The sequence below is a fragment of the Vulcanococcus sp. CPBay_Sum15L08_68 genome, assembly GCF_017855895.1.
Classification (GTDB): domain Bacteria; phylum Cyanobacteriota; class Cyanobacteriia; order PCC-6307; family Cyanobiaceae; genus Vulcanococcus.
Map to the genome: position 1 here is coordinate 1 of NZ_JAFMFX010000079.1, position 7,538 is coordinate 7,538.

9 protein-coding genes are annotated in these 7,538 nt (G+C 67.0%); 4 read left to right on the forward strand and 5 right to left on the reverse strand.

From position 1 onward, the window contains the following. The 3 genes from ubiE to hisF all read right to left on the reverse strand — a co-directional run. A partial coding sequence (gene ubiE / locus QZ189_RS10100) for a bifunctional demethylmenaquinone methyltransferase/2-methoxy-6-polyprenyl-1,4-benzoquinol methylase UbiE (RefSeq protein WP_296421690.1) occupies positions 1 to 703 on the reverse strand: 703 nt, incomplete at its 3' end. 13 nt (positions 704 to 716) lie between these two features. Next, positions 717 to 1,034 (reverse strand): hypothetical protein, encoded by a 318-nt coding sequence (locus QZ189_RS10105; protein ID WP_296416728.1) that lies wholly within the window; start codon positions 1,032 to 1,034, stop codon positions 717 to 719. A 39-nt stretch (positions 1,035 to 1,073) separates the two neighbouring features. Further along, positions 1,074 to 1,865, reverse strand: a complete 792-nt coding sequence (hisF, locus tag QZ189_RS10110) for an imidazole glycerol phosphate synthase subunit HisF (protein WP_296419358.1) — start codon at positions 1,863 to 1,865, stop codon at positions 1,074 to 1,076. Positions 1,866 to 1,919: 54 nt separating this feature from the next. On the opposite strand from hisF, the gene QZ189_RS10115 reads away from it, so the two are divergent. The 3 genes from QZ189_RS10115 (at position 1,920) to QZ189_RS10125 (ending at position 5,208) form a co-directional block, all read left to right on the forward strand. After that, positions 1,920 to 2,132, forward strand: coding sequence for a cytochrome b6f subunit family protein (locus tag QZ189_RS10115; RefSeq protein WP_010312876.1), 213 nt, complete (start codon positions 1,920 to 1,922; stop codon positions 2,130 to 2,132). 71 nt (positions 2,133 to 2,203) lie between these two features. Then, positions 2,204 to 3,127: a chlorophyll synthase ChlG gene (gene chlG / locus QZ189_RS10120; RefSeq protein WP_247479764.1), complete on the forward strand. Its 924-nt coding sequence runs from the start codon at positions 2,204 to 2,206 to the stop codon at positions 3,125 to 3,127. After that, on the forward strand, positions 3,124 to 5,208 hold the full coding sequence (locus QZ189_RS10125; RefSeq protein ID WP_296421686.1) for a PBP1A family penicillin-binding protein: 2,085 nt from the start codon (positions 3,124 to 3,126) through the stop codon (positions 5,206 to 5,208). The genes chlG and QZ189_RS10125 overlap by 4 nt, the downstream gene beginning before the upstream one ends. On the opposite strand, the gene QZ189_RS10130 is transcribed toward QZ189_RS10125, so the two are convergent. Together QZ189_RS10130 and QZ189_RS10135 are read right to left on the reverse strand one after the other, a co-directional pair. Then, positions 5,205 to 6,530: a 16S rRNA (cytosine(967)-C(5))-methyltransferase gene (locus QZ189_RS10130; protein WP_296421687.1), complete on the reverse strand. Its 1,326-nt coding sequence runs from the start codon at positions 6,528 to 6,530 to the stop codon at positions 5,205 to 5,207. The two genes, QZ189_RS10125 and QZ189_RS10130, sit on opposite strands and share 4 nt — an antisense overlap. Then, a complete protein-coding gene (locus tag QZ189_RS10135) occupies positions 6,527 to 6,859 on the reverse strand; it encodes a methylated-DNA--[protein]-cysteine S-methyltransferase (RefSeq protein ID WP_296421688.1) in 333 nt (110 codons plus the stop codon). The genes QZ189_RS10130 and QZ189_RS10135 overlap by 4 nt, the downstream gene beginning before the upstream one ends. 50 nt (positions 6,860 to 6,909) lie before the next feature. On the opposite strand from QZ189_RS10135, the gene QZ189_RS10140 reads away from it, so the two are divergent. Then, positions 6,910 to 7,538: TrmH family RNA methyltransferase (locus QZ189_RS10140; protein ID WP_296421689.1), on the forward strand; the 629-nt coding region annotated here is incomplete at its 3' end.

Here is a 7,538-nt window from a genome sequence, read left to right on the forward strand (position 1 = left end):
AGGCGATCAGTTGCAGCAGCCCCATCTGGCCGCCGGCCAGGAGCTGATGCCGCGCGTGGCTGAAGCCCGCCTCGATGGCCAAGCGCTCCTGCTGGGGGCCAGTGGGGAAACGCGCCAGGCTGTCCTCCAGGTAGGCGTACTGGGCCTCCAGGCCAGCGCGTTTCGCCAGGGGCACCACCAACTGACGCAGGTACAAGCGCTGGAACTGGGCCGTCAGTCCCTGGGGATTCAGGGCGCGGTTGAAATCGAGCACCGCAGCGCGACCACCGGGACGGAGCAAGCGCCGCAGTTCCTGGAGACCAGCGGCGGGATCCGCCAGGTTGCGCAGGCCATAGGCCATCACAGCCCCATCCGCCCAGGCGTCGGCCAGCTCAGTGGCCTGGGCATCGGCCTGGCGAAACTCCAGGGGCAGCCAGGGGCAACGGGAGGCCCGGCGCCGGGCCTGCTCCAGGGGCGCCGCCGCCGCATCCAACCCAAGGACCAAGCCCGCCGGGCGCACCTTTTCGGCGAGCAGCAGAGCGAGATCCCCCGTCCCGCAGCAGAGGTCCAGCAAGCGCTGACCCGGGGCTGGCTGAAGCCAAGCCACGGCCTGACGCTTCCAGAGGCGATGCAACCCCAGGCTCAGCAGATCATTCAGCCGGTCGTATTCCGGGGCGATCCGATCGAACAACTCGCGCACCGCCTCGGGATTGCCAGGCGGGATGGCAGCAAAGGGCTCAGGGCTCGGCAGCATCCCAAGGCAGCGAGATCGAGTCGAGACTGACACCCGCCGCCATTAATTCGGACTGGTTCGTTTCAAGGGCCGAGAGATAGCCCTGGGCCTCCAGACGCTCAGCACTGGTGAAGGTCATGACCATCACCGTCGCCAGACCAATGGCAGCTGAACAGACCATGCAGCCCGCCAACATCAAGGAGAATTCCTTGCGATCACTGGCGGCCTGCATGAGCTGCAGGGCCCAGGCCACCATCACGATCACCACGAGCACGATGGCTCCGGCCAGCACTGGGGAATGGCTCTGATCGAGGGCCAGCACTGGTGCGAGGGTGAAAGCTGAGTGGATTGTAACGGCGGGTTAAGCGGCGCGCGACCCGGCCTCCAGCGGCCGAATGTTCAGGCCACGGCCGAGCAGGTCGGTTTTGATCTGCTCCACCGTCAGCACCCCGTCATGCAGCAGAGACGCCAACAGGGCGGCTGAGGCATGGCCACCGGCTGGTGAGGTATCGAGGGCCTGGGCGATGTGGTCGATGCAGCCGGCGCCGCCGCTGGCAATCACCGGCACATCCACGGCATCGGAGACCGCCCGGGTGAGGTTCAGCTCATAGCCCGCCTGGGTGCCATCCCCATCCATCGAGGTCAACAGAATCTCCCCGGCGCCCAGCTCCACCACGCGGCGCGCCCAGGCGACCGCATCGAGCCCCGTGTTCTCGCGGCCACCTTTGACATAGACGTCCCAGCCGTCCTCACGGCGACGGGCGTCGATCGCCACAACGATGCACTGGCAGCCAAAGCGTTCCGCGCCACGGGCCACCAGCTCGGGGTCCCGCACGGCCGAGGAATTGAGGCTGACCTTGTCGGCCCCGGCCCGCAGCAGTTCGGTGATGCCCTCCACAGAGCTGATCCCACCACCCACGGTGAAGGGGATCGTCACCGCCTCGGCAGTGCGCCGCACCAGATCCACCAGGGTGGCCCGCCCCTGGTGGCTGGCGGCGATGTCGAGAAAGACCAACTCATCGGCCCCGGAGGCGCTGTAGCGGCAGGCCAGCTCGACGGGATCACCGGCATCGCGCAGGCCGACAAAGTTCACCCCCTTCACCACCCGACCGTCGGCCACATCCAGGCAGGGAATGATCCGTTTGGCGACCATGGGGGCAAGGCTTGCAGCGGGTTAGCCTGGCGCCACTTTTTCGTCGCGCCGGACATGTCCCAGGCTGCCATCACCGTCGGCTCGAAGGTGCGGGTCACCCGGGTGCGCGATCGCATCCCCGCCGACCTGGTTTCCGCCCTGCAGAGCGATGCCACCGGCACCGTCAAGGACTTCAAGGTGACCGATGGCAAGGGCATCGGCGTGGTGGTTGAGCTGAGCAACGGCACCACCACCTGGTTCTTCGACGACGAAATCACCGCCGCCTGAAGCCCCCTTTCGTGAGCGAATCCCCCAACCCCACCGCCGCCACTGGTGGCGGTGCCCGGCAACTGCTGGGCATGAAAGGTGCCAGCGGCACCACCAACATCTGGAAGATCCGGCTTCAGCTGATGAAGCCGGTCACCTGGATTCCTTTGATCTGGGGGGTTCTCTGCGGAGCCGCGGCCTCAGGCAACTTCCACTGGAGCATCTCTGAGGTCGGTGCCTCGATCGCCTGCATGGTGATGAGCGGCCCGCTGCTGGCTGGGTTCACCCAGACCATCAACGACTACTACGACCGCGAGATCGACGCGATCAACGAGCCCTACCGGCCGATTCCCTCCGGAGCGATCCCCCTCTGGCAGGTCAAGGCGCAGATCTGGGTGCTGCTGCTGGCCGGCCTCGGCGTGGCCTACGGCCTCGATCGTTGGGCCAACCACGACACCCCCGTGCTCTTCCTCCTGGCTCTGGGGGGCTCGTTTGTCAGTTACATCTATTCGGCTCCCCCGCTGAAGCTCAAGCAGAACGGCTGGCTGGGGAACTACGCCCTGGGCGCGAGCTACATCGCCCTGCCCTGGTGGGCCGGCCAGGCCCTCTTTGGTCACCTGACCTGGACCACGGCGTTCTTGACCCTGGCCTACTCCCTGGCGGGCTTGGGCATTGCCGTGGTGAACGACTTCAAGAGCGTCGAGGGAGATCGCGCCCTTGGTCTGCAATCGCTCCCCGTGGCCTTTGGCATCGAGAGGGCCAGCTGGATCAGCGCCGGAATGATCGACGTCTTTCAGCTGGCGATGGTGGCGGTGTTGATTGCCATCGGCCAACATTTCGCTGCTGTTCTGCTGGTGCTCTTGATCGTTCCTCAGATCACCTTCCAGGACATCTGGCTGCTGCGCGATCCGGTGGCCTTTGACGTGAAGTATCAAGCCAGCGCCCAGCCCTTCCTGGTGCTCGGCATGCTCGTCACCGCTCTGGCCATCGGCCACAGCGACCTGGTGGTGATGTGAAGCAGCGGCGCCGGCGGCAGCTGATCTCAGCCGGTCTCGTCGGAGCCGGTGCCGGCCTGGCGGTGGGGCTCACCCAGGCCGTCGTCACCCGCAGCGTCGACAGCCTGCTGCCGAATGTGCGTGGCGTCAGCAGCTACAACCGCCCCGGCACCTTGACCCTGCTGGCCAGCGATGGCCAGGTGATTCAAAAGCTCGGTCCGGCGACCCGCGAGAAGCTCGTCACCGGCCAGATGCCCCTGCTGGTGCAGCGGGCCTTCATCGCCGCTGAGGACCGCCGCTTCTACCAACACGACGGCATCGATCCAATCGGCATCAGCCGGGCGATGGTGCGCAACATCTCCAGCGGCTCGGTCGAAGAGGGTGCGAGCACCATCACCCAGCAGCTGGCGCGCACGGTCTTCCTCAGCCAGGACCGCACGATCATTCGCAAGCTCAAGGAAGCGCTGCTGGCCGGCAAGCTCGAGCGCCAGCTGAGCAAGGAGCAGATCCTTCAGCAGTACCTCAACTACGTCTATCTGGGCGCCGGGGCCTACGGGGTCTCGGATGCCGCCTGGATCTACTTCTCCAAAACGCCCTCCGAGCTGAACCTGCCTGAGGCGGCCCTGATTGCCGGCCTACCGCCGGCCCCCTCGATCTATTCACCGCTGGTCAATCCCGACCTGGCCCTGCAGCGCCGGGCGATCGTGCTGCGCCGCATGCGCGAGGCCGGCTTCATCGATGACCTGCAGCTCGAGAGCGCCAACAGCTCCCCCCTGTTGCTGAAGCCGGCGGAGCCGAAGTACTTCACCAGCCGCGCCCCCTACTTCACCAGCTGGGTCGCCCAGGAACTGCCCAACGTGCTCTCCAAGGAGCAACTCGAGGTGGGTGGCCTGACCATTCGCACCAGCTTGAACATCGACTGGCAGGAGAAGGCCCAAAGCACGATTAACCGCCACGCCCCCGGGGCGATGGAAGGGGCGGTTGTCTCGATGGAGCCGGGGACCGGCTTGGTTCGCTCGATGGTGGGCGGCAAGGACTTCAACGCCAGCCAGTTCAACCGGGCCTCCCAAGCACTGCGCTCCCCCGGCTCGACGTTCAAGCTCTTCGTCTACCTAACGGCCCTGAAAGAGGGCATGAAGCCTGAGGACAAGATCACCGACCGCCAGGTTTGCTACGGCGGCTACTGCCCGAAAAACTTCAAGAACAAGTACTACGGGACCGTGCCGCTCTGGGTGGCACTGCAGAACTCGCTCAACACCGTCTCGGTCAGCCTGCTCAAGCAGGTGGGCTTCGACAAGGTGATCGCCACGGCCAACAGCCTGGGAATCACCAAGGAGCTGGGCCGCTTCTACCCGCTGGGGGTGGGCGCGACCGAGCAGACGATCCTGGACATGACGGCCGCCTATGCGGGCATCTTCAACCGCGGCGTCTACATCAAGCCGACGCCCTTTGAGGAGATCCTGGGCCCGGGCGGTGAACTGCTCTGGAGCCGACGCGTCAACGGCGATCCCGGCAAGCGCGTGGTCCCAAGCGACATCGCCGACGCGATGCTGTGGATGCTGCAGAAGGTCGTCAGCGGCGGCACCGGCTATGGCGCGGTCCCCCCGGGCCGGCCGGCCGCCGGCAAGACGGGCACCTCAGAAGGGGGCCGGGACCTCTGGTTCATCGGCGGCGTTCCCCAACTCGTCACCGGCCTCTGGCTGGGCTACGACAACAACAAAGAGACCAAGAGCACCAGTTCCCGCGCTGTGGTGGCCTGGTCGGAATACATGGCTCCGATCCTCAAGGAGCTGCCGGTGGAGCAGTTCCCGCCCAAGCCGGTGCTCAAGGGCAAGTTCAATCCACTGAAGGCCCTCACCAAAAACCTCAAGCTGGTCAAGCCGGACGAGGAGGAAACCACTGAGGAGGTGACGACGGAGGAGACCACGGCACCGGTGACTCCAGGCCAACCCAGCGTGCGCACGCCGGCTCCAGCCCGGCCGGCCAAGCGCCAGGACCCCTGCGGAAGCATGCAGACCAACCCCCGCTACGTCGACTGCCGCTTTGATCTGCTGGATAACCGCCGCAGTGCACCGGCCCCGCAGGCGCCCCCAACGCCTTAAGTCCGAACGATTCGCGCCGCGAAGAAGCCATCCCCCCCGCCATCGAGTTGCCCGGGCCAGAGCTGGAAGCTCTGCTCCAACCGCAGCTGAGGGTGATCCTTGAGGAACGCCTCCAGCAGCTCGCCGTTCTCCTCGGGATGGACTGTGCAGGTGGCATAGACCAGGCGACCGGCGGGCTTGAGCAGGGGGAGCAATCCCTCCAGAAGCTGCCGCTGCAGCGTCACCAGCCCCTCAATCGCGGCCGGGTCAATCCGCCAGCGGGCATCGGCATGGCGAGCCAGGGTTCCCAGCCCTGAGCAGGGGGCATCGATCAAGAGCGCATCAAATTGCCCCAGGAGTTCAGGGGCTTCCGAGGCCAATTCCACGGCGTCCCCATGGCGGGTCTCAATGCAGCCCAAGCCCAGGCGCTCGCTGTTGCGGGCGACCCGGCGCAGACGCGCCTCGCCGCGATCGAGGGCCAGCACCTGCCCTTGATCGCCCATGAGTTCCGCCAGGTGCGTGCTCTTGCCCCCAGGCGCCGCGCAGGCATCCAGCACCCGCTCACCGGGCTTGGGATCGAGCAATGGCGCAATCGTTTGAGCCGATCGGTCCTGAACGCACCAGTGCCCCTCGTCGTAGCCGGGCAGATGGCGCAGATCACCGGAGCGGCCCTTGATGGTCAGGCCCATCGGCAGACCCTCGATCGGTTCGGCCACCACCCCCGCCGCGGCCAGGGCCGCCTGAACCGCCTCGGGTGTGGAGCGCAGGCCATTGACCCGCAGATCGAGAGCAGGCGGCGTGTTGCAGGCCCGCGCGAAGGCCTCCGCCTGCTCCGGGGTTTGCCACTGCAAGAGCGCCGCCGCGAGCCAATCCGGCAGGGACTGGCGAATGGCCAGGGCCGCCACCGGATCACCCGGCAGGGGCAGGGCCTCGCCGGCCTCCTGGCGGCGCAGGAAGGCCCGCAGCATGCCGTTGACCACCGGGGCCAGCCGGCTCAGGCCGCCGCGCTTGGCCAACTCCACCGTGGTGCTGACGGCGGCTGAGGCGGGAATGCGATCACTGCTTAAGAGCTGATAGAGCCCCAGGTGCAGCAGCCAGCGCAGCTTCGGGGGCTGCCGCTCGGCCGGGACCTTGCCCAGTTGATCCAGCCAGGCATCCAGCAGGCGCCGCTGCCGGATCGCCCCGTAGGCCAATTCCGTCGCCAGACCGCGGTCCTGAGGCGAGAGCGAGACCCGGCCCAGCTCCCGCTCGAGGGCCCCATCGGCATAGGCCCCGGCGGCCACGGCCTGCAGCACCTGCCATGCCACCTGGCGGGAGGCCAATCCGGGGGGTGCGCTGCTCATCCCCCACAACTAGCGCCCGGTGACCAGCGGTACTGGGCCAGGGGAAGCCGGCCGTCGGCATCGACGGGGATGCCCTCGGCGATCAACAGGTCCCGCTGCATCCAATCGGAGCCCTCTCGGCTCTGGCTTAAGGAGATGCAGCCCTTGGCATTCACCACCCGTTGCCAGGGAATCTCCGAGGGCAGGGGCAGGCGGCGCAGGGCCCAACCCACCTGCCGCGCGCAGCCATAGGCACCGATCAGTTCCGCGATCTGGCCATAGGTGGCCAGGCGCCCCGGGGGGATCTGGGCGACGGCCCGCCAGACCCGCTGATCAAAGCTCCGCTCCATGGGCGGCGAACGGCCATCAGACACGATGGATGTTGGCCCCTGCCCAGCCAATGCCGCTGCTTCCCCGCCGCTTTGAGCGCCTGAAATCCGTGCTGAACCACCGGATGGGCGATCTGACGGTGGTGATGGAGCAGGTGGACAAGCCCCACAACCTCTCGGCGATCCTGCGCACCTGCGACGCCGTCGGCGCCCTGGAGGCCCATGTCGTCAGCCTGCCCGGACGGCCCCGCACCTTCAACAACACCGCCAAGGGCAGCCAGAAGTGGGTGCCGCTGCATCCGCACCCCAGCATCGAGGGCTGCCTGCAGGGGCTCAAGGACAAGGGCTTCCGGATCTACGGGACCCACCTGAGCGTCGATGCGGTGGATTACCGCGACTGCGATTTCACCGGCCCCAGCTGTTTTCTGATGGGGGCCGAGAAGTGGGGCATGAGCGAGGAGGCCCTGGCGCTGGTGGATCAGCCGCTCTTCATTCCCATGACCGGGATGGTCCAGAGCCTGAACGTCAGCGTCGCGGCGGCCACCCTCCTCTTTGAAGCCCTGCGCCAGCGGCAGCGGGCCGGCAAGGTCCCAAGCCACGGCGAGGGAATTCCCGGGGGCGAAAGCGAGTACCGCCGGATCCTGTTCGAGTGGGCCTACCCCCAGGTGGCGGACTGGTGCCGCCGCGAAGGGCGCCCCTA